This window comes from Methanobrevibacter sp. UBA188, assembly GCF_905234905.1.
Classification (GTDB): Archaea; Methanobacteriota; Methanobacteria; order Methanobacteriales; family Methanobacteriaceae; genus Methanocatella.
The window spans coordinates 52,228-77,684 of sequence record NZ_CAJOJM010000002.1; the positions used below are offsets into that span (position 1 = coordinate 52,228).

The window sequence follows — 25,457 nt, forward strand, 5'->3', positions numbered from 1 at the left end:
GTAATGAGACTAGTCATCTTTTGGAAGGTATTGTTCAACAAATTCTTCTTTAACCCTTTTGAGTTCAGTTTTAGGTAAGATTTTAAGTAAACTCCAACCAAGATCTAAAGTTTCAAAGATGGTTCTGTCTTCATCTTTACTTTGGGTAATGAATTGGTCTTCAAATGCTTGAGCAAATTCTAAGAATTTTTGATCCCTTTCAGTAAGTGCTTCTTCCCCTACAACCGCAACGAGGTCTCTTAATTCACGACCTTCTGCATATGCAGAATAAAGTTGGTCAGATACACCACTGTGGTCATCCCTAGTTTTTTCGCCTCCAATACCACCACTCATCAAACGAGAAAGTGAAGGAAGTACATCTACAGGAGGGTAAATACCTTTCCTTGAGATTTCCCTACTTAATACAATTTGTCCTTCAGTAATATAACCGGTTAAGTCCGGAATTGGGTGGGTAATATCGTCTTGAGGCATAACTAAGATAGGCATTTGAGTAATTGAACCTTCTTTACCATCGATACGTCCTGCTCTTTCATAAATACCAGCAAGGTCAGTGTACATGTATCCAGGATAACCTCTTCTTCCAGGTACTTCTTCTCTTGCTGCAGAAATTTCCCTTAAAGCTTCACAGTAGTTAGTCATATCTGTTAAGATAACTAATACTTGCATACCTAATGTAAATGCATAGTATTCAGCAGTAGTCAAAGCCATTTTTGGAGTTAAGATTCTTTCAATAGCAGGGTCGTCTGCTAAGTTCATGAATACTGTTAATTTTTCTAAAGCTCCAGTACGTTCGAAATCTCTCATAAAGAAGTTTGCTTCTTCGTTTGTAATACCCATAGCAGCGAAAATTACTGCAAACTCATCGTCTGCACCTAATACTTTAGCTTGTCTTGCAATTTGTACAGCCAAATCGTTGTGAGGTAAACCAGATCCTGAGAAAATAGGAAGTTTTTGTCCTCTTACTAATGTGTTCATTCCGTCAATGGTAGAGATACCAGTTTGAATAAATTCTTCAGGGAATTCACGAGAAGCAGGGTTCATTGGTGCCCCGTTAATATCTAATTCTTCATCAGGAATAATTTCTGGTCCGCCGTCGATAGGTTTACCAATACCGTTAAAGATACGTCCCATCATGTCTCTGGATACACCGATTTTTGCGGTTTGACCGGTAAATCTGGTTTTGGTATCTTTAGTGTTTAAGTCATTGGTTCCTTCGAAAACCTGAATAACAGCAACATCTTTAGTTACTTCCAGAACTTGTCCACTTCTTTTTTCACCAGTAGGTGTTTCAATATCTACAATTTCATTGTAACCAACGCCTTCTACTCCTTCAACAACCATTAAAGGACCTGAGACTTCAGATACAGTAGTATATTCTCTAGTTTTAATATTTGTATTCATTTTTAAGCCTCACTGCATTGTTTAGTAATTGCGGATTGAATTTCTTCAATTTTTGCATCAAATTCATCTTGTGGGATGTATTTCATTTTACCGATTTCTTCTTTAACAGGTAATGCTACAATGTTAGCAATTGGAGCTCCTCTGTTAACTGCTGCAAGAGATTCTTTGTAGAATAATAAAATGGTTTTTAACATTTTGTACTGTTTATCAGGAGCACAGTATGTATCTACATCATCAAATGCGTTTTGTTGTAAGAAATCTTCTCTTAACATACGAGTAGTTTCCAAAGTAGCTTGGTCAGTTTCAGGTAATGCATCAGGACCAACTAATTGTACAATTTCTTGTAACTCTGATTCTTTTTGTAATAATCCCATAGCTTGGTCACGAGTTGCTCTCCAGTCTGCTGCTACATTTTCAGCCCACCAACCTTCAATACTGTCTACATATAAAGAATAACTTTGTAACCAGTCAATTGAAGGGAAGTGACGTTTATCTGCAAGAGATGCATCTAACGCCCAGAACACTTTACAGATACGTAATGTGTTTTGAGTAACAGGTTCAGATAAGTCCCCACCAGGAGGTGATACAGCACCAACTACAGAAATGGATGCAACATTTGGTTCAGTACCAATAGTTTTTACCCTTCCTGCTCTTTCGTAGAATTGTGCTAATCTGGATGCTAAGTATGCTGGGTAACCTTCTTCCCCAGGCATTTCTTCTAATCTTCCAGAAATCTCCCTCATAGCTTCAGCCCATCTTGAGGTTGAATCTGCCATGAGTGCTACATCGTAACCTTGGTCACGGTAGTATTCAGCAATAGTAATACCAGTATATACACATGCTTCACGAGCTGCTACCGGCATGTTGGAAGTGTTTGCAATAAGAACAGTTCTGTCCATCAATGGATTACCGGTTTTAGGGTCGTCGAGGAATGGGAATTCAGTAAGTACTTCAGTCATTTCGTTACCACGTTCTCCACATCCAATATATACAACGATATCTGCGTCAGCCCATTTAGCTAATTGTTGTTGTGTAACAGTTTTACCTGATCCGAAAGGACCTGGAATAGCTGCTGCTCCTCCTTTAGCTACGGAGAAGAAAGTGTCTTGTGCTCTTTGACCAGTTACTAAAGGTATATCTGGATCTAATTTTTCAATGTATGGACGACTTCTTTTAACAGGCCATTTTTGGAGCATTTGAACTTTTTCGCCACCTACAGTAGCAATGTCTTCCAATACAGTGTATTCACCTTCAGCAGCAATTTCGGTTACTTCACCTTCAAGTGTTGGAGGTACCATAATTTTGTGTAAAACTGCAGTAGTTTCTTGAACTTCACCAAGAACGTCTCCACCTTTTAAAACATCTCCAACTTTAGCCACAGGTTTGAAAGTCCATTTTTTCTCTTTGTTTACAGAATCTACATCAATACCTCTTGCAATAAAATCACCAGATTCTTCTCTGATGATTCTTAAAGGTCTTTGAATACCGTCGAAAATAGAACTCATTACACCTGGACCGAGTTCTACTGACAATGGACCACCAGTACATTCAACTACTTCACCCGGTTGAATACCGGCTGTTTCTTCATATACTTGGATAGTAGCGGTGTCACCTTCAAGCTCAATGATTTCTCCGATAAGCTTTTCATCACCTACTCTAACCATCTCAAGCATCTGAGCCCCTCTCATACCATCTGCGATAATAACAGGCCCAGCAATCTTAATAATATTTCCTTCAATAATCATTTAACCATCTCTACCCCGATAACTCTTTTAATAAGGTCATTTATTTGATCAGATGATCCTTCTGAGGACCCATCTTTATCAGGTATTTCAATTATCATTGGTAATACATCAGAACCAATTTTCCTATTAATGTGTTCTCGTATTTCATTAGCCATTAATTGAGTAATGATAATAATTGAAATTTCATCATCTAAAAATTTATCAAAAGCTGCGATAGCTTCTTCTGAAGTGTTAACAACTTCAGCTTTTTTGACACCACCAAGTCTAAATCCAGATACAGTGTCAATATCACCTATAATTGCTACAGAACTCATATTAACATCTCCATGATTTTAGAATTAGGGAAGTCTGCTTCTCTTTTTGCTCTTGCAATAATTTTTAAATTTTTAATTTCATTTTCTTTTTGACTTAAATAACCAATAATTGGACCAACACCTAATGGTTTTTTAACGGATAAGGATTTTGCATAATTTGATGCATAAACATCCAATGCTTTTTCAAATACAGCTACTGAACCAGTTTCATTATATACTGGAATTACCTCAGTTAATGCTTCAGCATATTTTGTTCCTTCTAAACCAGACACCACATTAGTAACATCCGGAGATTCCATTAAATCTTTAAGTTTCCATTCACGTAATTGGTATCCTTCTTCTAACATATAAGGAGCAATTTGATCATAATCAAGACCATCTTGTTTTGCCCTTATAATTAATTTAAGATTAGCTACATCAACTTGAGTTCCAACATATGAATATACAATTTGTCTATTTTCATCAGCAGGAACATCAGAAGAACGTAATAAATTGCCTAAATAATATTTATCTAAAGCAGATTCTAATGGAAGAATCATATTAGTTTCTTCATATTGTGGAAGAGCATCTTCTAAAGCAGCTGCATATTCAGTACCATCTAAACTTGTGACAATATCAGTTACCTTTTCAGAATCAGCTAATGATTCCAAATCACCATATAATGATCCGCAAGGAATTAATAATTCTTTAGTTTCATCTGGTGAAAGACCAACTTCCTTAGCAGTTAAAAGACTTTTAATGTTGTCTATGTCAGTTTTTTTAGACATGACAGCAAAAGGATCTTTTACTTCCTTAGGAGCGATTCTTGCAATAAAGTCATAAGTATTAGCACGTTCAACATCCAATGCTTTATCAAGAGGATATTCATCAAGAACATCAGCATATTCAGGAATACCTTTAAGATAGTTTTCAACTTCTTCTACATTGTTGGTTTCAACAATTTCAGAAATTTGTTTTTCATTAAATAGTCTTCCTTTTCTAGCTCTTACTCTTGCACTTGGGTTAAGATAAGGATAAATGTCCAAAACTGGTCTAGATGCAATGATTACAATAACTGCACCAACAATAAGAACTGCCATTAAACAGAACACAAGAAATGTTTCATGTGTAAGTCCAACAGAACTTATTAAAGTAGCAATTTCATCTGCCATAATTTATCCTCCTAATTATTTAAATAATATTTCAGCAACTTCACTACGTAAGATACTTTTAAATCTATCTAATCTAGCTTCAATAGTGTTATTTACTTCAATATCACCATTACTTGTTTTTAAAATAGCTCCACCCATAGCATCAATAGGTTCACCTAATGTAAAAGTGATATCTTCAACTTGGAAAGTAGAGCTTCCTGAAAGTTGACCTTTTATATTGTTAGTGTCAGCTTCATTTAATTGAATAATTAAATCTTTACTACCTATTTCATCAGCAGCCTCTTTAATCATTTTACTTAATGAATCTTCATATTCATCATCACCAGAAGCAGCTTTAGCTTTCAGTTCATCAGTAGCTTTTGCGAAAGCAGCTTCAATGACTTCTTCTTTAGCGCCTAATTCTGCTCTACGAGCATTCATCTTAGCTTCAGAGATAATTTGCTGATATCTCATTTCAGATTGTTTTTTACCATTTTCTGATATTTTGGTTTTTTCAGTTTCTGCGGTTTTTTCAGCTTTTGCAGTAATTGTCGCAACTTCTGCATTAGCTTCTTGAATGATTACATCAGCTTTCTCTTGGGCTTCAGACATAATGCTTGAAACAATTTTATCTGTGCCTGAGCTCATATAAATTGCCTCCTTAACTTATAAGATTCCACCGAATACCATAAGTAAAATAGCAATCAAGAAACCGTAAATAGCTTGTGTCTCTGGTAATGCAGAGAAAATAATACCACGAGCAAACATATCATTGTCTTCTACAATAGCACCAACGGAAGATGCTGCAGCGATACCTTGTCCCATACCGGAACCTAAACCTGCGAAACCAATGGATGCACCTACACCGATAGCAATAATACCTGCTTCTAAAGTTAATTTAGTTGCATTTCCACCTAATAAACCTGAGAATACTAATAATAAGATTGCAACCAAGAAACCGTAAATAGCCTGAGTTTCTGGTAATGCAGAGAAAATAATACCTCTTGCAAACATGTCGTTATCTTCTGCAACTGCTCCTACAGAACCAGCAGCTGCCATACCTTGACCTAAACCGGAACCTAATCCGGCAAAACCAATTGCTACTCCAGCACCAATAGCTGCTAAAGCAGCACCTAATCCTATTTCTGCCATATTTATTCACCTTTGAAATAATATCAATTTTTAAATATAATTTAAGATATAAATGAAAAATTTTTAATTTTTAATTTTTGTAAATGTCCTTTTTGCTTTGAAAGCTTCGAATTTACCTTTACCTTCCATGAAGAATTGAGAGAAAAATTCCACATAGTTAAGACGTAAAGCGTTAATAAATGCACCTAATACTTGGAACAAGAAGTTTGCGATATGACCAAATACAAATACGATTATAGCAAGGATTATACCTACCATAGGAATCATTTGATCAACCATTACAGCCAAGATGTTTACTGTCATAGCAATACCACCTGTAGCCAAACATAATGCTAAAAGACGAGCATATGATAAAACATCTCCCATGAAACCGAAAACATCCATCACACCATATGCACCATTAGCCCATATTAACATTCCAAGGGTTACAACTATTAATACTCCTCCTAATACCATACCAATAATACCTATTGAAGGTATGAGATATCCTAAAGCGAGTAAAATAATTCCAGCTTCAAATATAAACCAACAAATTTGAGAACCGATAGCTTCTTTAACATTTCCATATCTAAAGTTGTTAATAGCACCTAAGATAAAACCAATGTTAGTATAAACAACACCAATACCGATAGCTATTTTCAAAATAGTATCTGGGTGTTTAAATGCGTCAACAGGCCCATATACAGTTGGCAACTGAGTATGTAAAATCCTACTAGCGAAATCCCCAATACATCCATTGGTTATCAAACCCAGTACAACGGCCCACAGACCAGACCAGATTAAAATCCAACCAAATGCATTCATGGAATCACTGGTTTTACCTAAACCACGTAATAAAACAACACCAATAAGAGATACGAATAAACCATAAAATGCATCAGTTAAACAGAACCCGAAGAAGAACGGGAATGTAATTGCAACAAAAATTGTTGGATCCATAGAGTTATAACGTACCGGTGAGTACATATCCACGAGGAATTCGAAAGGTTTTGAATACCATCCATTTTGTTGTAAAATAGGAACATCTTCATCATCTGTACCTTCAACCTCTATTGTTTCAAAGGCACAATGTCCATCAGAACTTTTTTCAACTAATTGTTCAACTTTTTCAGTGTCTTTTTTTGGTACCCAACCTTCAAAGACATAAGCATCTTTAGTTTGAACAAAAGATGAAAGAATTTCATTCTTTTCTTTTTCATTTTCTAATTGTTCTTTGAGAGCTAATATCTCATCATCCCACTGTTCAGCAACGGCTTTCAATTCAGCTTTAATTGAAGCACGTTCTGATTCAATGGTTAATAATCTTGCATCAGCATTTGAAATAACCTGTTGAGGAGTACCTTCAACATTACCTATTTCAATTTTCTCAAAGTCATATTTACGAAGTGTTGAATAAACTTCATCACTAAATTCATTTAATGTTACTACAACGATAATGTCTCCTTCTTTATCATCCGCAGGAACAGTAAATACATCTAATTCATCTGTCAAGTTACTTAATTTATTTTTGATTTCTGAAGTAGATTCAGCATTAATCCTTCCAACAGTAGTAGAAGTGTACTTTGAATCTTTTAAAAGAGCTAAATCCATGTCAAAATTAGATAAGCGATTAGCCAAACTTTTATTAGACTTGAGTTCACTTGTTTCAGTGTCGAGTGCGGTAAGTTTTCCTTCTATAACACTTGTTTTAGCTTCCACCTGGGATAGAGTGTCTTCAGCTTTTTCAATAAAAGCTTCAGTATCTAATTTCTCAACTTCTTTTTGAACTGGCATGTCTGGACTAATAAAAGACATTAAAGTGTCCTTTAACCCATGGCCTTCTGATAAAGAATTTCCTAATAGTTCAGATATACCATTTGTTTTCATGAGAAGTGAAGATAATTTACCAGTGTATGGAGTAGCTTTAGCAGGAGTAACTAATTCCGCTAATTCAGGATCTTGCTGAACGCTATCAGAAATATCACTGACTTGTAAAAGCCCTGATTCGTGGAGAGCATCCACAGTCGGAGCTACATACTTATCAAGTGTAACAATTCTAATTTTACGCATTCTAGCTGTCTTGAACATATAATCTCACACTACAAAATATTTTTGACAATAACTGAAGCAGCTTCATCTACATTAGCCATAGCAGCATTTTTAATGCTAGCAACATCTTCATCGGACTTTTTGGCAATAGATTCTGCTTCTACCTTAGCTTTATCTTCTGCATCAAAAACAGTATTTTTAGCTTCCTCTTCTGCCTCACCTTTAGCTTGAGAAATGATTTCTTCAGCTTTTACTTTTGATTCAGCAATTAAGTCTTTAGATTGAGACTCTGAATCAATAATAAGTTGTTCAGCATCAGCTTCAGCTTTTTTTATCATTGCGATTGCGTCTGATATCTCTGCCATAATTAATCACCATGGTACACTTATTTTTATTGTGCAATATATATATCTTTTACTATTTAATATTAGTAAAAATAGCTGAAATTTAATTTAGATTAAAAAAAGATATTCAAAATACAAAATGTATATAAAAATTGTTAATAAAAAAAAGAATAAAAGATAAATAATTTATCTATAGAACCATTTCAAAATACTAGGAGGTAATTTTTGTAAATAAGCTAGGATAGCTATTATAATTATTATTACTCCAACTATAAGCAGTTCTATATTAAATGGATAATCCAATAACATATATCCGCTGACACCAATTACAATCCCCTCAAAAAAGAAAACTGCCTTGGTCCAAGATGGATTGAATAATATTATCAAATATGCAATAGCAATCGTAATCAATATAATTGTAGTTGCCATAACATCATTAGTTAATGGTTGATGTCTTAAAATTGGTAACAAAGCCCAAACAATCAACATTACGGCCAACAACACACCCAATATTTTAAACATTTTAACATTTGCCATAATAACACTAATTTTAATATCAACTTCATAATATTTATATCATTTTATCTAATGAATATATATGGAACGAGCAGTTTGGATAATTTTAAATAAAAATTTTTCACTTACATTGGATAGTGAAATCAAAAACGGCAAATTAGTTGATAAAAAATTCTCTCCTGGAGAAGACATTTGGACTGAAGAACTTCCCAGATTAGGTTTTAGCAATGAGGAAATTCAAAAGGATTATGATAAATTTATAAATGACATCATAGCATTATTTAGCGAACCCAACGCAAACCAAGTATTTTCTGATGCCAAAATAGGTGAAGAATCAGAATACCTCAATGCAAAAAGTCCGCTGCTGATAAGAAAAATAGAAGAATATAGTGTGGATGAAATTATAAAATAGCATTTGCCTTATTCAATACATCATCCATGCTGTCAAATTCAAGCTTTTCACCATCTTCCCCGACTTTTTCAGTTGTAATCAATACATGGGGAGATGCCCAGAGATATGAATATGCAAAATAAGCCAGATTAATAAACAAAAATAGCATTGATACCTGCAAAGCCAATATTAAGCAGACAACCTGAATTAATAAATTTCCATACCTTCTTTTTTTCATTAAAGCAAAATTATCTTCACTTTCAATCATTATAAATTTTTTCTCAGATAACTCCTCTGAAATTTTTTTTATCTCTTCAGAGCTATCTGCACTTAAAATAAAAAGTTTCATTTTAATCTATGTAAACAACAAATTCATCCAACTCTTTTCTTGGAGTGTCTCTTGGTTCAGCATTACCATATCCCAATGGAGTAAATAGTACTGCTTCTTCATTTTCATCCAAGTTTAAAAATTGATGAGCTTTATTTTTCTTAAATGCTCCAATATAACATGTGCCGAGACCTACATCTGTAGCAGCCAAAATCATATGGTCCATAACTATTGTTGCATCAATATCTGAAATGTTTTTTCCATCCCATGGCCTTGTCCATGCCTTATCCAATTCTGCAACAACACACAATACATATGGTGCTTCTACAAACCATTTGGCTCCATAAATCTCAGACAATTCTTGTTTATATTTTTTAGTATCAATGACAAATACCTTAAATGGCTGTGCATTAACGCCTGTTGGCGCAATTGTAGCTGCTTTTAAAACATATTCAAGTTTTTCTTTTTCAACTTCCTTATCAAGATATCCTCTAACACTGTACCTTTCATTAATTACATCACTAAATTCCATTTTTTCACCTTCCATAATATTCTATATCATCAAGATCACAGAATCTTCTGAATTCCTCTTCTTCCATTTTCTCTTCATTGATGTGTGCTATAATACCCGGAATTCTTCCAATGATAAATATTCCTAGACCAGTTTCAGGATCAAAACCCAAATCTGACAGAATCGCTGCATTTGCACCATCGACATTCAATCTAATTCCTTTCTTTTGATATGCCAAATCTTCAACTGCCAATGCAAGTTTGATATGAGGTCCGACAAAGCCCTCCTTTATGACTATGTCCATTAATTTATCAGCTCTTGGGTCGACATTATGATACCTATGACCAAAACCAGGAATCTTTTTTTCTCCCAGAATATATTCATTATAAATATCAATGGCTAAACTTGCAATCTGCTTATTGTCAAGAGCAGAATCTTCAGTTAAATACAAAGAGTTAATTTTAGATTGATATAACTCCATTGTTTTTTGAATAGCTCCAGCATGCTTATGGCCGAAGGACAATAATGCTCCTGCAACTGCTGAATTAATTGGAGAGCCTGATGAAGCAACCAAACGTGCAGTCTGAGTGCTTGGCGGAGTAACACCATGATCACAAAAAGAAACCAGGACATGATTGAATATTTTTCCTTCCTTAATAGAAGGCAATTTTCCTTTCAACAATAAATAAATCATGTCACTATATCTTATTTTTTCAATCAAATCTCTCTGATTATATCCTCGAGTAATAATTTTATCCGTTTCAACTTTAGAAATTGTAGTTTTTAATGAACGAGGACTGACTCTAAAATTATTTTCACTCATGATTTTCTTATCCTTTTTTAATTAATTAAACATATATGAATAAAGTATATAAATTTTACAATTTCAAACAGGCAACTCTCGGTTCAACAAAACAAGAAGGCCTGACTGAAACTATTCTAACGCCACTTGCCCTTTGATTTCCAATATTTACATATGAACCTAAAACAGTTGTTTTTCCTCCCAAACCTAAAGGACCTATTTGACTTTCATTTAACTTGGATGAAACAAATTTTTCCACATCGCTCTGATTATCCAAATTACCATAAGCTATTGCCTTTAACAAAAGAGATGTTGCTTCAAAATGTGTCCTTCCAATGCCAATTGCTGGAATTGAAGGAGTGCATCCCAACATCTTCAATGAATCGTTTAACCACCCGACAGCTGTTGAAATCACATTGGAAAAAGAACGCTTATGATAAACTCTCAATGTTTTGGCTCTTATTTCAGGACCTCCCCCTTCAAGCAAAAAATGAATGTTTAGAGTATCCGGCGAAATATCTCTTTTGTAAGTAGATTCATCATTTGCACAATCTATCAAAATAGGCGCTGGCTTAAGCATTCCCGGTTTTTCAAATAAACCTTCACTTTGTTCAATTCTTTCAATGTCATTTCCTTTTACTGCCATTGGCCTTGCAGGAAGGGAATTTAAACCCAATTCTATTCCTTCATGAATCTGACTTAATAGCTCCCCAGTAATCTGTCTTTCAGAGCCTATTTCTACAATGACATGGGCAATTCCAGTATCATCACATAATGGAAACTTGGTATCTTGAGCAACATTATAGTTTTCTAAAATTTGTGATAAGCACCATGCAGCATTTTCATTTGTTTCCATTTCAATAGCCCTTTCAAGAGCTCTCAATTTATCATCGGATAATTTAGTTGAAGCTTCAACAATAGATTTAGAAATATCATTAACAATATCCATAAAATCACTCAGGAACAGACAGATTATTGGAATTTCTTGGAGATGGAATGGCATCAGGACAGTATGCATCAATTACCCTTTTGACTAATTTAACTTGTTTTATACGTGCTATAGCTTCTTTTTCAGTAGTGTCCCAATTATGATTGGCTGCAACCGAACCTCCGGTTTTAAGATAAACTGGAGAAGCTACCCTAATGAAATCCGGTACTTCATAATGCCTTATGAATCCTCCAGTAGACTTTGGATTTTCGGTATGCAAGTCAATTGGAATATCGATTACATTTCTGATGGATGCAATCATTGGAATTTGTAAATCTCGAACAGGATTCAGTGAATTAAGACCGATTTTTTCAAGCAATATTGCTGAGGCAGGATTGGAATGACCTGCATGAGCAGATAATTTGAAATGAACATTCAATGGAAGTTCTCCGGCTTTTCTCATTTTATCTAAAACCCAAAGCAGTCCTTCATCATACAACAATATTCCCCGAACACCTAACCTGCAGGCTCTTTTAACATCTTCAACAGCATAAACCAGATTATCATAACCTCTTAACCTATATCCAATCCGACTGCCCTCTTTGGTATGAACGGTAGCTGAAGTGTCATAGGTTGCTCTTGGACCTACTGATAAGAATAACTCACATCCATAACCCTTTGCCAAGGAGACCATTTCTGAAATCTCATAATCACCCAGCATCATTATTCCCTTGGTTTGAGTAACCCTATGAATAAAAATATCCTCTTTAATTGATTCCTCTAAAAGCGCATCCATTGTTTTTGGTGATTGAATTCCAGGAACTTCAAAACGATATTGACCGCCATCTTTAAATCGCTTATCTGATTGGAAATCTTTGTAAGTCTCTTCGATACCAATTTGTTTGAGAAATTCTTTTGTATCATTCATAATATCTGCCCATTCAATTTTTCAACAACAAAAGCCATGGAATAATCTTCCAATCTATCAATAACAGTTAAATTTTTTATATCATAAATAGGATTCAAACCTTTGAACTTGTCAATCAATTCTCTTAACTGGAGAGGATTTTCAAAGTCACCTTTTGGAAGCAATGTCAAATTCTGGAACAATCCGTTTCTAAATTGTTTATCCAATTTAATGATGACATTAGAAGGCCTCTTATTCGGATATAACTGATTTAACTTATCATCAGAAATGACAATCATCCTATTTGCAATATTTTTAATGCTGTTTACAACATCCACGCTGGAATAATTATCCAAAAGGCCATATTCAATTAATTGATTTATCTTATCAACACTTACTTCACCGACCACAAGAGATATAGCTACAGCATAAGGCAAGCTTTGTTTTAACTCTTCCAGATTCTTTGGATTGAAATTATCATGTTCGGCAGCAATTTCGTATGTTTTGACAGCCACGTTTTCAATGTGATCATATTCATCACCTATACTTGCCTTAAGTTTTAATGCTGTGTCGATTGATGAATGCAAATGTCTGCAAAACGGATATTTTTTAAAGTAGATGTCCCTTACCCTAACTTTTCCGACTTCTTTTAGGGCATTTTCAAATGAAAAGTTATCTTGGTCAAAATCAGTATTATCATATACCATGGTTTTTAAGAATCCTTCATCACCTTCAAATATTGTTTCACTGCCCGTAAAACCATTTCTTGCAAGCAATGCAGACAACAGCCCATTATAAGAAGCCTTTCCAGCATGCAATGCCTTACCCATTGATCCACCATGATCTGATTCTAAAAGACCTGCAGCCTGAGTTCCGCATAATCCCAAAGCATTCAAAATTTGCTTTTCGTCAAGCTTTAATAATTTTGAAGCGACTGCACCTGCAATAAATGTTCCTATAGTGCCTGTTGTATGGAACCCTTTGTTCCTATGTTCAGGATTTACCAGTTTTCCAAGCAAAATTCCAACTTCATATCCGACAATAACACCTTCCAAAAAGTCTTTTCCACTTAAATCATGACTTTCAGCAATAGCCAATGCAGTTGGAAATATAACCGCACCCAAATGAATTTGAGCACCCCTGTGACCATCATCCAATTCCAGCACATGTGCTGCAACACCATTTAAAAATGCGGCACTCAATATGCTGGTTTTTGTTTTTCTACCCACAACAGACGCTTTTAAATTTAAATTTAAGTTTCCAGAAAATATTTCTTCAACTGTGTTAAAGGCTATATTTGAAGCATCCTCAACAGATCCTCTGTATGTTACTCCAAAAAAGTCTAAAAAAGCTGCTTTGACAGTAGTGATGGATTCTACAGTTGCCTGTTCATATCTATAGTTTGAAATAAATTTAGAAATATTTTGTAAAAACATAAAACACCTTATTTAGTATTTGTAAAAAGTAGTATTAAATAGTAACTTACGATGTAAAACAATTTTTCAAAAGAATATGAAAAAAATTAATTAGATTGCAGGAACACCGGTTGCAACCAATACTATATGCGCTACAATTGCTGCACCATAATAAGTAGCTGCAATAACTAAAACTGTAACAACAATGGCTCTCCAACCTAAAGCCTTAAATTCATTCCAGCTTTTACCCATTCCTATACCGACATATGCTAAAAATACAGTTACAATAGATAAAAGCTCTATTTTAGAAACATAATATAATACGAAATCAGAAGTCGGCATTCCAGGAAATGCCAATACGATTCCAATTATACTTATGTAAAGAATTGAAGAGATGTTAAATGGTAAATACCTTTCAAGCCATACCCCCACAAGAGTTATAAGGGACAGTATTCCCATTCCAACTAAAGAATCAGTCATAGGATGTTTATAACCCAAATAATTTCCAATTACAGTAATGATTGAAAATATCGCTAACAGTAATATCCAGTTAAAAATTCCATGAACGGAAACATTTTCAGATCCATCTATCAAATCAGTCATCATTCATCCTCCTTTTCAACTGGATCTTTTCCAATTTTTGGTTCCAACCAACGATACACCCTTTCGGTTAAAGGAAGTGCCAAAAATATTACAATATAAATACCTACACAGAATGAAAGCAAATTACTGAATCCTGCGAACGCTTCGATTTGTGATTCCAATCCTGGAAAAGCTGCAAGAGTAGGACCAATAGCTGCCGCATTCATACTTGCACTGCCCACACCACTTGCCATAGCAAATGCATATGGATGCAATGGCAAGAATGACAATGATAAAGTAACAAGGAAACTGATGAATATAGTACCAATTACAGTACCAATAATGAATATTGCAAATACCCCTCTGGATTCAGGAGAGTTAAAACCATATTTATCAACAACAACAGCAACATTCGGTTCACGACCAATGGAATTAGTCATACCAATTGCTTCTTCTTTAAATCCTAAAAGTAAAGCAATAGGAAGTACAAGAATAGTTGCCAAGTGTCCTATTTCCTGCAATATCAATGCAGGCCCCATTTCAAAAATCAGATGAATTGACTGGCCACTTGAAACAGCCAACTTAGCAATTAGAACACCAATGAAAAGCATCATAGCCCCTTCAGCAATACGAGCCTGTTTTCTTTTAATCCATGTAATGCGCTTATCCAAATAAAATATTAAACCTAAAACAATTGTATAAATCAGAGGCATTATAGTGATTGCAACATCACCAGTTATGGGAATTTTTTGAGTGCCTATTAATTCGGCTACGACTACCAAAATAAGTACAGTAACATGTAATCTATAATCTCTCCATGGATTTTTCTTTAAAATTCGTTTATCCGTTTTTTCACGGTAAATATGTTCCACTTGCCCCTCATCATCATGCATCGGAATAATCGCCAACTCCCAAACCAGCACCAAAAATTAATCAATAATGCTCAATATTAATAGATTACTAAACCTATTATATTTAAATTAATAGCATTTACTTTTTAAAAATACACGAAATGAGAATAAAAATATATAAATTTATAATAAAAAACACAAAATGAGAATAAAAAATAAGATTGTTATACTGGAACTCCAGTAATAACTAAAACTAGATGTGCAACAATTGCTGATCCAAGGTATGTGGATGCGATAACTAAAACAGTAACGATAATCGCTTTCCAACCAAGTGCCTTAAACTCATCCCAACTTTTTCCAATACCTATTCCAACATAGGCTAAAAACACAGTTACAATGGATAATAATTCAACCTTTGAAACATAATACAAAACTGCTTCGGAAGTTGGAACTCCTGGAAAAGCAATGAAAATTCCAATTAGACTAATATAAATAATTGAAGAAATATTTAATGGAAGTTTACGCTCTAACCAAACACCGATTAAAGTAATTACAGACAATATACCCATACCAACTAAGGAATCATAAATTGGATGTTTATAACCTATATAATTCCCAATGACAGTGATTATAGAAAATATTGCCAATAGAAGTATCCAATTAAAGATGCCCTCAACGGACACATCAACAGATTCATCAAGCAAATCAGGCATTTATTTACCTCCAGCTGTTTCTTCATCTTTATTATCATTTCCATCGCCGGAAGATTTTCCTATTTTGGGTTCCAGAATATAATATAATTTTTCAGTCAAAGGAAGAGCGATAAATATCACAATATAAATCCCAATGGAAAATGAAAGCAAGTTACTGAATCCGGCAAAAGCTTCGATATTTGTTTCCAATGTAGGGAATGCCGCAAGAGTTGGACCTAAAGCAGCTGCATTCATACTTGCACTACCTACACCACTAGCCATAGCAAATGCATAAGGATGCAAAGGCAATAAAGAAGTACTTAAACTTGCTAAAAAACTAATAAACACAGTACCAATCATCGTACCTATGATAAATAATGCAAAAATCCCTCTTGCTTCAGGAGAATTAAATCCATACTTATCAACAACAACTGCAACTTCCGGTTCACGACCAATAGAGTTTGTCATACCAATAGCTTCCCTTTTAAATCCTAAAAGTATAGCAACAGGAAGTGCGATGAGAAGTGTTGCCAAATGCCCTAATTCCTGTAACAACAATGCAGGACCCATTTCAAAAATCAAATGCATTGATTGACCGCTGGAAACAGCCAACTTAGCAATTAGTATTCCTATGAATAACATCATAGCTCCTTCAGCAACCCTAGCTTGCTTTCTTTGAATCCATGTAATAGGTTTTGCCAAATAAAACACCAAACCTAAAACCATAGCATATAAAAGAGGCATTATTGAAACTTCAACACCTTTTGCCAAGGGAATTTTAATAGGACCTATTAACTCAGCAATAATCACTAAAACAAGTACAGTAGCATGTAATCTATAATCCTTCCACGGATTTTTCTTCAAGATTCTCTTATCAGTCTTTTCACGATAAATATGATTAGTATCTGGAATTGTACCCACTCCCACCCAACATGCATTAACATGTGATAAGCATACTTTAAAAAAACAAGTATATAAATCCATATGATTTAGTTCCCACAAGTTCTAAAAATATGAATAAAAATTAGTATAAATTAAACAAAAGTTCACATAAAGTGAATAAAAAAATTTTAATTAAAAACAGTCAAATTAAATATAAATAAATAAAAAAAGCCCATTTATATTAAATTCATTCTACAAATAGGTTTTGAAAGATGTCGCCTTGCAGAAACTGGTGTTTCATAAAATTGATAATTTTTTAAATTTCTAGTGATTTTAATAGGAACTTTTTTGTCAGATGTAATCTTTTTTCCACATTTTTTGCATTTAAATCCCTTATTTTTCCCGGCAGAAGTCATTCTTTTTCCACATGCACATATTGGATTTTGATACTCAACATCATTTAATTTTAACATCTGAAATTTTTCAATGTTAAATGTATTTTGCTCCCCAATCCCTCCAAAGACCTTAATGACATCACCAGGACGTAAATTGGAAACTATCTTTCTAAAATTTTTTGTTGGCTCATAAGCACCACATTCAATCTCGCCAGATTCATCGAAGATGAAAAAGAACATGTGCCCTCCATCTATAATCTTAGGCACATTTTTTACTTCACCGATAACTTCATAACATCCATATTGCTTCATGTCTGAAATATTATCTGCTTTCTGGATGTGCATATCTGTATGCTGATTTGTTTTGAAAATGCACCAATCAACAATAGGTTCCCCAACCTTGACAATGTTTTTGGCAGTATGCAAAGAGTCAACATTATTTGATCTGATACCATATAAAACAGGACATGGAGTTTTTGGTTCTATGGCAATGTAATTTTCTGAATAGTCAATATTTTCAAAAGTATCCGGAAATGTTTCTTTATCCATCAGATAAACTGATTCATAATCAATTTGACGTTTTGTACCATAATTATCCGCACTTCTATATGCAAGCAGCTCATAAGTATAATCAGATAATGGCAAGCTAATTGCAGCAATTGATCCGATAATCCCCCTGCCTTTTTTGAATTTATGAATTTCACAACCGACAGATTTTCCAAATTTTTCTGCCTCTTCAATTGTAATGAACTCATAAATGGCTCTAAATGCATAATTTTCCATTTCTTCAGTGATTTCCCCATCATAAAAAATTACGCCAGGATTTGTATTGTCACAGTCAAACATAGATAGTTTTTCTACTTCATTTAGGACGATTTCTCGAGCCAAATCAGCCTTTTCATTATTTAAAATTTTTAAACTGACCCCACCATTTCCCCGAGTTTTGAATCTTGCAAACGGATTTAACCTGATTAACCTAGGATAGTCAACAAGTTCTATCGCATTATCCTTAAATTCATTAATTATCTGACTTGCCAAATAAGTGGTACACATCCCATCGGGAGAGTCCGTATCATCTATTCCAATATATAAATACTTAATTACAATCACCTTCAAATAATAACATATATTACAGTTATAAGAATATATAGTTTACAAAGAGGTAAGTTAATATGTTAACTAGAAGCCAATTGTTACATAATATTGAAAAACTATTAAAATCCCAAGGTTATAAAACTTCAGATATTTATGACCAAGGTTCTTTCGATATAGTGGCACGTAAAAAACTACTCATCCTACTTTTAAAAACATTTCAAAATATAGACAGCATCAATGAGACAAACGCTCATGAAATGAAACAATTGGCCAATATTTTTCTTGCTTCCCCAATCATTATCGGAGAAAGATCAAGAAACGGTTTTCTAGAAGAGGGAGTAATCTACGAAAGATACGACATTCCCACCATTGGCTTTGAAACCTTGAAAAACATGATTCTTTATAATGAATATCCTGAAATTCTGGCGGACAGAGGAGGATATTTTGTTAAGATTGACGGCAATGTGATAAAACAATATCGTGAGGAGTATTCATTATCCCTAAAAGACTTGGCGGATTTGGCCCATGTTTCAAGGGCGACAATGTACAAATATGAAAACGAAATTGTTCGCGCCAATACTGAAACCGCCATGATTTTAGAAGAGATTTTAAATACAAAAGTAACACTCGATATTGATTTATTGAAACAACCGCAAAAGGAAGATATTGAATTCAGCAATGTTGATGATACTCTTGACCTATCAAAGTTAGGATATGGTGTTGTTTCAACAAACAAAAGTCCTTTTGATGCAGTGGCTAAGATGAAAACTTCAGAAAAACAATCCCCATTAATGGCGAATGTTGAAAAAAACAGGACTGAAAAAACATTGAAAAGAATGGCAGTTCCCCTAAAGGATTTGTCTGTGGTGACAACATCCGAACCAGTGTTCATAATCAATAATGAAAAGATAAAAGAATCTATCGGAACCATACCTGTAATCAAATCATGGGAACTGAAGGAATTTGAAAATTCAAAAGAATTATTGAAAATGATTAAAGAGAGAAAAGAAAATTAGGTGGCAAAATGGAGAATTTAAGCATTAGCGATATGGAAAATTACCCAATCAAATGGGTTTGTAATTATGCAGGTCAAAAAGCTATTGGAATATGTGGAAAAACACAGAAAATAGCCATGTTCGCATCCGATGAAAGAGTATCCAGAATATTGGATGACATCGTAATTGGAACAGATGAAAACCAGGAAGGATACGGATGCGAAGAAAAAGACAGATGCTGCAATTTCAAATGTGAATACTGCAACATTAGTCCAAGACAATATCTGCAAATTACAGGTAAAAAACCATCAAATAAAAATATAAAAGATTTGATTAATGGGTTAAAAGCCTTAAATGACTCCCTTGAAGAAGAAAAGTTAGTTCCTTTTGAAGAATATGAAGTTGTAAAATTCTAATATTCCCTCAAAAGAGAAAAATCTTCTTTTGCTTCATCCACGCTAGCCACTCCAAGAGCGATTGCATCAACAAAATCAACATTCCTGAAAAATTCAAAGGAATCCTGTGGTTTCAAAACGCCAACTGCAAAAACTCTTGAAGCAATAATTTTTTTATTTAAATTGACTACTTTTTGAATAAATTCCTGCCTTTGAGCTTTATTAAATGCACTTATATCCATCATATAAGATAGAGAATTGTATGGAATCATATAAAAATCAAATAAATCAGTGTCAATATTATCATTGAGAAAATCAGTTGTTTTTGATGGAAATGCAGTAACCAATCCCGAAAGTGAACCAGTGTCATTTATTTGAGACAATATTTTTGAAGTCAACTTCCAATCATACCCATCAACAATAAACTCATCAACAAGCATTACCGGACAATCATAGGTTGAAAACAGCTCAATATCCTCATCCCAATCCACTTCTTTTGCAATATCATAATTAGGATTTAGATAATCCACATCACTTTTTCCAATTGTAGCTATGACTTTCATTTCACATCCATTTTCAGATGCAATATCATATGCTTTAAGTAGATTATCATCATTAACAAGATTTATAGCTCTTACACCATTGTTATAAGAGCCTATGATTACATCAGCAATATTTTGAGGATTATCATATAAATCAATTTGATAAAGTCTGGATCTGTGCCCAAAATAAGGTTCGGCCATGAATGGACCATAACCTAAAATACACTGTGGAATTACTTTTTCTTTGTATTTCAAATCATCAAAAAACATATCATTACCCTTCTTTTTCTATTATAACAGCTGTTCCATATGCTAAAACTTCTTGCATATTTTGAGAAATGCTGTCTGAGTCCAATCTCATGGAAATAATTGCATTTGCCCCCAATTCTTTTGCATGAACAACACATCTTTCAATAGATTCATCTCTTGAATCTTCCATCATCTGAACATACTGTTTGATTTCCCCACCAAGAAGTCCTTTGAGACCGGCACCTATATCACCCCCAAGACCTCTTGCGCGTACTGACAAACCATATACAAATCCTTTATTCTCAACAATTCTATATCCTGCAATATAATTTGAACTTGAAATTGGAAATTCTTCGAAAGACACCATTTTTTCACACCGTTTGTTATCAAGGTCCATTTATAAAAAAAGACAATGAACAATTAATAGTTATGAAATATGCTTATAAAAATATTACTTAATGGAATTATATTTAAAATTATAAATATAATAAAAAACATATTTTTATCTAATATTTATTATTAAATATTCATTCTAAAAACAATTATTATGGTGAAAAAATGAAAGTACTTATTGCTGACGCTATTAACGAAAAAGGTATTGAAAATTTAAAGGAAGTAGCTGAAGTCGTTGTTGATACCAGCATCACTCCTGAAGAATTAGCTAATACCATTCATGAATACGATGGAATTGTTGTCCGAAGCCGGACAAAACTTACTGCTGACATTATCAAAAAAGCAGACAACATGAAAATCATTGCAAGAGCTGGTGTTGGAGTGGACAACATCGATCTCGATGCTGCAACCGAGAAAGGTATTATGGTTGTAAACTCCCCAGAATCCACATCAATTACTGTTGCAGAACATACTATGGGATTATTACTTACAATGGCTCGTAAATTATCCATTGCTGATAAATCTGTTAAAGATGGAAAATGGGAAAAGAAAAAATTCATGGGAGTTGAACTTAGAAATAAAACTCTCGGTGTAATTGGAATGGGCAGAATCGGTTCCCAAGTTGTAAACAGATGTAAAGCATTTGAAATGGATGCAATGGCATATGACCCATACTTACCAGAAGAAGTTGCAAAACAAATGGGCGTAGAATTAACCGACTTGGATACTGTGCTTAAAAATGCAGATTTCATCACAATTCATGTACCACTTACCCCTGAAACCAAACATTTAATCTCTACAGAACAATTTGAAATTATGAAAGATACTGCATTTATTACAAATTGTGCCCGTGGTGGAATTATTGATGAAGATGCATTATATGATGCTTTAGTCAACAACAAAATTGGTGGAGCTGCATTGGATGTATATGAAGAAGAACCACCAGCTGAAGATTCAAAATTATTCGAACTTGACAACATTGTATTAACTCCACACATTGCTGCTTCAACTAAAGAAGCACAAAGAGATGCTGCAATTATTGTTGCTGATGAAATAATTGATTTGTTCAAAGGTGGAACACCTCAAAATGTATTGAACATGCCACGTATCGACAATAAAACATACAAAGAAGTATCTCCATACTTAGAATTATGTGAAAAATTAGGCAGTTTCATATCTCAAGCTGTCAACGGTAAAATTAAAGAAGTTGAGATTGTTTACAGTGGAGAATTAGCTGAAATTGATAATTTAGAAATTTTAACAAGAACTGTACTCCAAGGTGTAATAAATCCATTCTTAAGTTCTCCAGTAAATGCTGTCAATGCTGCTCTTGTTGCTAAAGACAGAGGAATCAGCGTTACTGAAGGAAGAAGAAATAATGCTAAAGGATATGACTCATTAATCAAAGTAACTGCTAAAAGTTCAAAAGATAAATTCTCAGCCGAAGGTACAAACTTACACGAAGCTAGAATTTTAAAAGTAAATGATTATTGGGTAGACGTTATTCCAGAAGGACACATGTTTATTGCAAAATACGAAGATGTTCCTGGAAGTATCGGAAGTATTGGCACCAAATTAGGAGAACACCAAGTAAACATTGGAATAATGCAAGTTGGACGAGATGAACAAGGTGGAAGAGCTATTATGATTTTAACTTTAGATAAAGAAATTCCACAAAATGTCATCAAAGAAATCCAAGAATTGAACAATGTTTACGAAGCTATTGGGCTTGAATTATAAATAAAAAACGATTTTCACCATTATTGTTTTTTATTTTTATTTTTTTTAAAATAAGACTATTTTTTAAAATCGCGATAAATTCTTTTCACACTACCATCAGAATTGATTTCAATTTTTATTACTTGAGGATTATTGTTTAAGTTTCTTTTCTCATATTCTTCATAGTGGTCAACAAAAGTATCATCAGTTGTGAAAAATTCATCATCGTCTTCGTCAAGAAGTCCTGGCTTAAACTCATCATTATCATTTAGGACATCATCTTCATCAAAGAATTCATCAGATTTATCTTCAATCAAATAACTATAATCCCCAATAATATAATCCTGATTATTACCATACCTGTCATAAGCTTTAAATGTCGCCAAAGAATATGGGAGGCAAACAATCATATGGAAATAACCATTTTTTGAAAATGTTGTCAAATCGGCATCAGATGGGCTTGCACTAGGACCTGGATGTGAGTGAACTGATCCCCAATATTTTGTATTCATAGGAATCATTTCAGTATGCACTACAGCACCAGTTTCACAGGTTTCACCAGGAACAAAAATCAGACCAGTAATATAAAGTATTTTATTATTTATTTCACCATCAAAAAAAGCTAAAAATTCATTTGGATAAGCTTTCTTAGCATAATAGATTACAGATTCTAGAACTTCCCTATCTACTCGAACTTCATTAAATTCTTCATCATTATTTCCAAAAATTTTTGAAATAAAGCCCATTTTTTCACCTAAATAATATTTTCAAAAAATTCTTCATTAAATTTTGGAACATCCCAGTCAACGTAAGCATAAGTCCTATATGAAATTTGTTCCTTATTTTCTTTTTTGTTAAATCCGATTATTTTTTTACTTTTCCTGTATACTGCAATTCCTCTTTTCTTATATGTTTCAACATCATTTAAATTAATGCCATTTTGATACAATAATTCATGAATATCACTTGACTTAAGCCCATTTATTTTATCATTAGCTTCGTTATTTGAATATTTAGATTTAAGGAAATAAATGCCATGTGATGCAATGCAATTTTTCCAGGATTCATCCTGTCGCCATTTAAAGTATTTTAATACATCCCCATTAGCAATTGGAATGATTCTTGAATCAAAAGCAGGAGGCTTTTTAAAATCCTCCCCATAATGCATTACAAATGAACTGGCAGTGAAACTGGCAATTACAGAATTGATTTTTTCGATTCTTCCATCAAAAGGAATTTTATCTAAAAGCAAGCTTATTTCATCTGAAAAAGTATAAACAAAACTTGGAGAAAACTCTTTAAACAAATCTTTACAAACATCAGCCATGACCTTATAGAAATTCTCGTCATACGGCTTAACTAAATTCAAATCATCAGCCAACTTATGAAAACTTCTACCATCAAGCCTGACAATGATTTTTGAGTTTTTAGGGACTTTCAAAGACGAATAAACTTCATAATCTTTCATTACATTCCCACACTGATAGTTTCATTAAAACTTTTAAGCAATCTAATTGCTGAAAGTGCCGCCAGCATACTGGTTTTTGGATTGGCCGCACAAGGATAATTCATTGTTGTTGTTTTAAATTCACCAAAATCTCCTTTTGCAGTAATTTCATGAACATTTCTGTCAACATTCGGATCTACAATTATCTTTACATCAATGTCCCTTTGACAGGCAATGCTGATTGTTGCAGCAACATTGATATTTAATGGGAATTCCTTTACTGCTTCTGATGCCTTTCCTTCAAATAAAACTTCTTCTTTGTCAATGGTTTTACCTAAAGATTTTGGAGATTTACGGGTAACGAGGCTTACTTCCTTTAAACCAAATTTAGCAACTGCTTTAATCCCATCCAAACCCACAATAGCTCCAGACGGCAAATGAATTTTAGCATTATTCTGTTTAGCGATTTTTTCTATTTTTTGATAAAATCCAATGTCCATAAATGCACCAACACTCATGATAATCATGTCACGACCTTGTCCTAAAACTTTAGGTGCAAAATGTTTAACAGAATCCGGTGAAGCACATTCAAGGACCAAATCAACATTTTTTACCATTTCATCAAAATCAAGCGCAGCCACACCGCCAGCCAGTGAAGCCAGGTTTTCCGCTCTTTCAATATCTTTGTCAAAGAAGTATGCAATTTCAATACCATTATTCTCTGGAACAATGCTTGTTGTTATAATATTAGCAATGGCTCCACAGCCTATAATACCTACTTTCATAAAAATCACACTATAAAATGTAAATCTAATAAAAATTATAAAAAAAAGAACTGGCGAAAGATTAATTATAATCTTTCAGCATCAAATTGGACTTGAGTTTCGTTTTGTGGTTCAGTTTCAGGTTGTTTTGGAACTACAGGCTCAGGGATTTGTGGTTCTGCATTTACTTTTTTCATATCCCTTGGGTTAATTAACATAATATCCCCAATAGCTTGAACTTTATCAAAATCAACAGTCAAAACATCATTTTGAAAAGACCTCATATCATTTTCTTCAGGCACTTCCCCACGAATACTGCCTAAAAATGAATTCATGAATCCAGCAGGTTTTCTTTCTTGCTCAATAGCCCTAACTTGCAATTTTGAAATAGTCCCTAACCTAATATTAAGAACAACATCTTCAACACGCCCTACATAATGTCCTGTATTTGTATAAATCTCTAAACTACGTAATTTTGAAACTTCTACCATGTTTACACCACAAGTAATAATAATTAAATTAAATATGTATAAATTTATTTTAT

The 25,457-nt window shown here is 33.7% G+C and carries 30 protein-coding genes; 4 read left to right on the forward strand and 26 right to left on the reverse strand.

Translation table 11 applies throughout. From position 1 onward, the window contains the following. Nucleotides 1-9: 9 nt before the first annotated feature. The 9 genes from QZ143_RS00680 to QZ143_RS00720 form a co-directional block, all read right to left on the reverse strand. The gene (locus tag QZ143_RS00680) at nt 10-1,401 is read right to left on the reverse strand and encodes a V-type ATP synthase subunit B (RefSeq protein WP_292606862.1); all 1,392 of its coding nucleotides are present in this window, start codon (nt 1,399-1,401) and stop codon (nt 10-12) included. A 2-nt stretch (nt 1,402-1,403) separates the two neighbouring features. Beyond that, entirely contained in the window at nt 1,404-3,146 is a 1,743-nt protein-coding gene (locus tag QZ143_RS00685) for an ATP synthase subunit A (protein WP_292606859.1), read from the reverse strand. After that, on the reverse strand, nt 3,143-3,460 hold the full coding sequence (locus tag QZ143_RS00690; protein ID WP_292606857.1) for a V-type ATP synthase subunit F: 318 nt from the start codon (nt 3,458-3,460) through the stop codon (nt 3,143-3,145). Before QZ143_RS00690 ends, QZ143_RS00685 begins: the two co-directional genes overlap by 4 nt. Beyond that, a complete protein-coding gene (locus tag QZ143_RS00695) occupies nt 3,457-4,611 on the reverse strand; it encodes a V-type ATP synthase subunit C (protein WP_292606853.1) in 1,155 nt (384 codons plus the stop codon). The genes QZ143_RS00690 and QZ143_RS00695 overlap by 4 nt, the downstream gene beginning before the upstream one ends. Before the next feature lie 15 nt (nt 4,612-4,626). Further along, the gene (locus QZ143_RS00700) at nt 4,627-5,238 is read right to left on the reverse strand and encodes a V-type proton ATPase subunit E (RefSeq protein WP_292606850.1); all 612 of its coding nucleotides are present in this window, start codon (nt 5,236-5,238) and stop codon (nt 4,627-4,629) included. A gap of 18 nt (nt 5,239-5,256) precedes the next feature. After that, nucleotides 5,257-5,742: a V-type ATP synthase subunit K gene (locus QZ143_RS00705; RefSeq protein ID WP_292606848.1), complete on the reverse strand. Its 486-nt coding sequence runs from the start codon at nt 5,740-5,742 to the stop codon at nt 5,257-5,259. A gap of 63 nt (nt 5,743-5,805) precedes the next feature. After that, nucleotides 5,806-7,809, reverse strand: coding sequence for a V-type ATP synthase subunit I (locus tag QZ143_RS00710; protein WP_292606846.1), 2,004 nt, complete (start codon nt 7,807-7,809; stop codon nt 5,806-5,808). 11 nt (nt 7,810-7,820) lie between these two features. Next, nucleotides 7,821-8,135: an HrpE/YscL family type III secretion apparatus protein gene (locus QZ143_RS00715; protein ID WP_292880279.1), complete on the reverse strand. Its 315-nt coding sequence runs from the start codon at nt 8,133-8,135 to the stop codon at nt 7,821-7,823. A 165-nt stretch (nt 8,136-8,300) separates the two neighbouring features. Further along, nucleotides 8,301-8,651 (reverse strand): hypothetical protein, encoded by a 351-nt coding sequence (locus QZ143_RS00720; RefSeq protein ID WP_292606842.1) that lies wholly within the window; start codon nt 8,649-8,651, stop codon nt 8,301-8,303. A 61-nt stretch (nt 8,652-8,712) separates the two neighbouring features. Between QZ143_RS00720 and QZ143_RS00725 the strand changes: the two genes are divergently transcribed. Next, nucleotides 8,713-9,042, forward strand: a complete 330-nt coding sequence (locus QZ143_RS00725; RefSeq protein WP_292606840.1) for a hypothetical protein — start codon at nt 8,713-8,715, stop codon at nt 9,040-9,042. Here the strand turns inward: QZ143_RS00725 and QZ143_RS00730 are convergent. The 11 genes from QZ143_RS00730 to QZ143_RS00780 all read right to left on the reverse strand — a co-directional run bounded on the left by QZ143_RS00730 (nt 9,032) and on the right by QZ143_RS00780 (nt 18,424). Further along, the gene (locus QZ143_RS00730; RefSeq protein WP_292880282.1) at nt 9,032-9,370 is read right to left on the reverse strand and encodes a hypothetical protein; all 339 of its coding nucleotides are present in this window, start codon (nt 9,368-9,370) and stop codon (nt 9,032-9,034) included. The two genes, QZ143_RS00725 and QZ143_RS00730, sit on opposite strands and share 11 nt — an antisense overlap. A gap of 1 nt (nt 9,371) precedes the next feature. Continuing rightward, a complete protein-coding gene (locus tag QZ143_RS00735) occupies nt 9,372-9,881 on the reverse strand; it encodes a nitroreductase family protein (RefSeq protein ID WP_292606835.1) in 510 nt (169 codons plus the stop codon). 4 nt (nt 9,882-9,885) lie between these two features. Continuing rightward, complete coding sequence (locus tag QZ143_RS00740) at nt 9,886-10,683, reverse strand: citryl-CoA lyase (protein ID WP_292606832.1); 798 nt, start codon at nt 10,681-10,683, stop codon at nt 9,886-9,888. A 55-nt stretch (nt 10,684-10,738) separates the two neighbouring features. Then, the gene (locus tag QZ143_RS00745; protein ID WP_292880285.1) at nt 10,739-11,611 is read right to left on the reverse strand and encodes a fumarate hydratase; all 873 of its coding nucleotides are present in this window, start codon (nt 11,609-11,611) and stop codon (nt 10,739-10,741) included. 4 nt (nt 11,612-11,615) lie between these two features. After that, the gene (locus tag QZ143_RS00750; protein ID WP_292606827.1) at nt 11,616-12,518 is read right to left on the reverse strand and encodes a peptidase; all 903 of its coding nucleotides are present in this window, start codon (nt 12,516-12,518) and stop codon (nt 11,616-11,618) included. Continuing rightward, complete coding sequence (locus QZ143_RS00755) at nt 12,515-13,933, reverse strand: MmgE/PrpD family protein (protein WP_292606825.1); 1,419 nt, start codon at nt 13,931-13,933, stop codon at nt 12,515-12,517. The genes QZ143_RS00750 and QZ143_RS00755 overlap by 4 nt, the downstream gene beginning before the upstream one ends. A 90-nt stretch (nt 13,934-14,023) precedes the next feature. Then, nucleotides 14,024-14,515, reverse strand: a complete 492-nt coding sequence (locus QZ143_RS00760) for a hypothetical protein (RefSeq protein ID WP_292606822.1) — start codon at nt 14,513-14,515, stop codon at nt 14,024-14,026. Next, the gene (locus QZ143_RS00765) at nt 14,515-15,387 is read right to left on the reverse strand and encodes a DUF3100 domain-containing protein (RefSeq protein WP_292606820.1); all 873 of its coding nucleotides are present in this window, start codon (nt 15,385-15,387) and stop codon (nt 14,515-14,517) included. Before QZ143_RS00765 ends, QZ143_RS00760 begins: the two co-directional genes overlap by 1 nt. A gap of 182 nt (nt 15,388-15,569) precedes the next feature. Then, nucleotides 15,570-16,058 (reverse strand): hypothetical protein, encoded by a 489-nt coding sequence (locus tag QZ143_RS00770; protein WP_292606817.1) that lies wholly within the window; start codon nt 16,056-16,058, stop codon nt 15,570-15,572. Then, complete coding sequence (locus QZ143_RS00775) at nt 16,059-16,958, reverse strand: DUF3100 domain-containing protein (RefSeq protein WP_292606814.1); 900 nt, start codon at nt 16,956-16,958, stop codon at nt 16,059-16,061. A gap of 197 nt (nt 16,959-17,155) precedes the next feature. Beyond that, complete coding sequence (locus QZ143_RS00780) at nt 17,156-18,424, reverse strand: tRNA(Ile)(2)-agmatinylcytidine synthase (RefSeq protein WP_292606936.1); 1,269 nt, start codon at nt 18,422-18,424, stop codon at nt 17,156-17,158. Nucleotides 18,425-18,486: 62 nt separating this feature from the next. On the opposite strand from QZ143_RS00780, the gene QZ143_RS00785 reads away from it, so the two are divergent. Together QZ143_RS00785 and QZ143_RS00790 are read left to right on the forward strand one after the other, a co-directional pair. Further along, complete coding sequence (locus QZ143_RS00785; protein ID WP_292606812.1) at nt 18,487-19,425, forward strand: transcriptional regulator; 939 nt, start codon at nt 18,487-18,489, stop codon at nt 19,423-19,425. An 8-nt stretch (nt 19,426-19,433) separates the two neighbouring features. Continuing rightward, nucleotides 19,434-19,820 carry a hypothetical protein gene (locus QZ143_RS00790; protein ID WP_292606810.1) on the forward strand — a complete coding sequence of 129 codons (387 nt, stop codon included), beginning with the start codon at nt 19,434-19,436 and terminating at the stop codon, nt 19,818-19,820. Here the strand turns inward: QZ143_RS00790 and QZ143_RS00795 are convergent. After that, a complete protein-coding gene (locus QZ143_RS00795) occupies nt 19,817-20,611 on the reverse strand; it encodes a hypothetical protein (RefSeq protein WP_292606808.1) in 795 nt (264 codons plus the stop codon). The genes QZ143_RS00790 and QZ143_RS00795 overlap by 4 nt on opposite strands. 4 nt (nt 20,612-20,615) lie before the next feature. Then, on the reverse strand, nt 20,616-20,957 hold the full coding sequence (locus QZ143_RS00800; protein WP_292880336.1) for a heavy metal-binding domain-containing protein: 342 nt from the start codon (nt 20,955-20,957) through the stop codon (nt 20,616-20,618). A 191-nt stretch (nt 20,958-21,148) separates the two neighbouring features. Between QZ143_RS00800 and serA the strand changes: the two genes are divergently transcribed. After that, entirely contained in the window at nt 21,149-22,723 is a 1,575-nt protein-coding gene (gene serA, locus QZ143_RS00805; RefSeq protein ID WP_292606806.1) for a phosphoglycerate dehydrogenase, read from the forward strand. Nucleotides 22,724-22,779: 56 nt separating this feature from the next. Here the strand turns inward: serA and QZ143_RS00810 are convergent, their stop codons facing one another. The 4 genes from QZ143_RS00810 to QZ143_RS00825 all read right to left on the reverse strand — a co-directional run bounded on the left by QZ143_RS00810 (nt 22,780) and on the right by QZ143_RS00825 (nt 25,404). Beyond that, the gene (locus QZ143_RS00810) at nt 22,780-23,448 is read right to left on the reverse strand and encodes a Mov34/MPN/PAD-1 family protein (RefSeq protein ID WP_292606804.1); all 669 of its coding nucleotides are present in this window, start codon (nt 23,446-23,448) and stop codon (nt 22,780-22,782) included. 8 nt (nt 23,449-23,456) lie between these two features. After that, nucleotides 23,457-24,170 (reverse strand): tRNA(His) guanylyltransferase Thg1 family protein, encoded by a 714-nt coding sequence (locus QZ143_RS00815; RefSeq protein ID WP_292880288.1) that lies wholly within the window; start codon nt 24,168-24,170, stop codon nt 23,457-23,459. Next, nucleotides 24,170-24,934, reverse strand: coding sequence for an aspartate dehydrogenase (locus tag QZ143_RS00820; protein ID WP_292606800.1), 765 nt, complete (start codon nt 24,932-24,934; stop codon nt 24,170-24,172). The genes QZ143_RS00815 and QZ143_RS00820 overlap by 1 nt, the downstream gene beginning before the upstream one ends. A 65-nt stretch (nt 24,935-24,999) precedes the next feature. Beyond that, the gene (locus tag QZ143_RS00825) at nt 25,000-25,404 is read right to left on the reverse strand and encodes a PRC-barrel domain-containing protein (protein ID WP_292606798.1); all 405 of its coding nucleotides are present in this window, start codon (nt 25,402-25,404) and stop codon (nt 25,000-25,002) included. Nucleotides 25,405-25,457 lie beyond the last annotated feature (53 nt).